This window comes from Peptostreptococcus stomatis DSM 17678 (assembly GCF_000147675.1).
GTDB classification, from domain to species: domain Bacteria; phylum Bacillota; class Clostridia; order Peptostreptococcales; family Peptostreptococcaceae; genus Peptostreptococcus; species Peptostreptococcus stomatis.
Genome location: NZ_ADGQ01000048.1, coordinates 1 through 1,494 on the forward strand (window position 1 = coordinate 1; position 1,494 = coordinate 1,494).

Here is a 1,494-nt window from a genome sequence, read left to right on the forward strand (position 1 = left end):
GAAGTTTCCAATGAACCTTCAAAATTGAACAGCAGGTAATTCTCCTTAGAAAGGAGGTGATCCAGCCGCACCTTCCGATACGGCTACCTTGTTACGACTTCACCCCAGTTATCGACGCCACCTTCGACGACTTCCTCCTTGCGGTTGGATAATCGGCTTCGGGTGTTTCCGACTCCCGTGGTGTGACGGGCGGTGTGTACAAGACCCGGGAACGCATTCACCGCAGCATTCTGATCTGCGATTACTAGTAACTCCAGCTTCATGTAGGCGAGTTTCAGCCTACAATCCGAACTGAGAATGGCTTTAAGGGATTGGCTCCACCTCACGGTTTGGCAACCCTCTGTACCACCCATTGTAGCACGTGTGTAGCCCTAAGCATAAGGGGCATGATGATTTGACGTCATCCCCACCTTCCTCCAGGTTATCCCTGGCAGTCTCTCTAGAGTGCCCAACTGAATGCTGGCAACTAAAGACAAGGGTTGCGCTCGTTGCGGGACTTAACCCAACATCTCACGACACGAGCTGACGACAACCATGCACCACCTGTCACCTCAGTCCCGAAGGAAGGGTGTGATTAAACACCTGTCCGAGGGATGTCAAGCTTAGGTAAGGTTCTTCGCGTTGCTTCGAATTAAACCACATGCTCCGCTACTTGTGCGGGTCCCCGTCAATTCCTTTGAGTTTCACACTTGCGTGCGTACTCCCCAGGCGGAGTACTTAATGCGTTAGCTGCGGCACCGAGGGGGGTAACCCCCGACACCTAGTACTCATCGTTTACAGCGTGGACTACCAGGGTATCTAATCCTGTTTGCTACCCACGCTTTCGTGCCTCAGTGTCAGTTGCAGTCCAGAAAGCCGCCTTCGCTACTGGTGTTCCTCCCAATATCTACGCATTTCACCGCTACACTGGGAATTCCACTTTCCTCTCCTGCACTCAAGTCCTCCAGTTTCGGCGGCTTACTACGGTTGAGCCGTAGCCTTTAACCACCGACTTGAAGGACCACCTACGCACCCTTTACGCCCAGTAAATCCGGATAACGCTAGCCCCCTACGTATTACCGCGGCTGCTGGCACGTAGTTAGCCGGGGCTTCCTCACAGGGTACCGTCATTATCTTCCCCTGCAACAGAACTTTACGATCCGAAGACCTTCATCGTTCACGCGGCGTTGCTGCATCAGGCTTTCGCCCATTGTGCAATATTCCCCACTGCTGCCTCCCGTAGGAGTTTGGACCGTGTCTCAGTTCCAATGTGGCCGATCACCCTCTCAGGTCGGCTACTGATCGTCGCCTTGGTGGGCAGTTATCTCACCAACTAGCTAATCAGACGCGGGTCCATCCTATACCGCTAACACTTTGATATATCTGCGATGCCGCAAATATATATTATCATGTATTAGTAAACTTTTCAGTATGTTATCCATGTGTATAGGGCAGGTTACCCACGCGTTACTCACCCGTCCGCCGCTTGGTTTTGCTCAGAATTGAACATTCTAG

The 1,494-nt window shown here is 52.2% G+C and carries 1 rRNA gene; it reads right to left on the reverse strand.

Annotation, left to right across the window (positions count from 1 at the left end):
- Positions 1-49 precede the first annotated feature (49 nt).
- Positions 50-1,494, reverse strand: a 16S ribosomal RNA gene (locus tag HMPREF0634_RS04265); the annotation flags it as partial.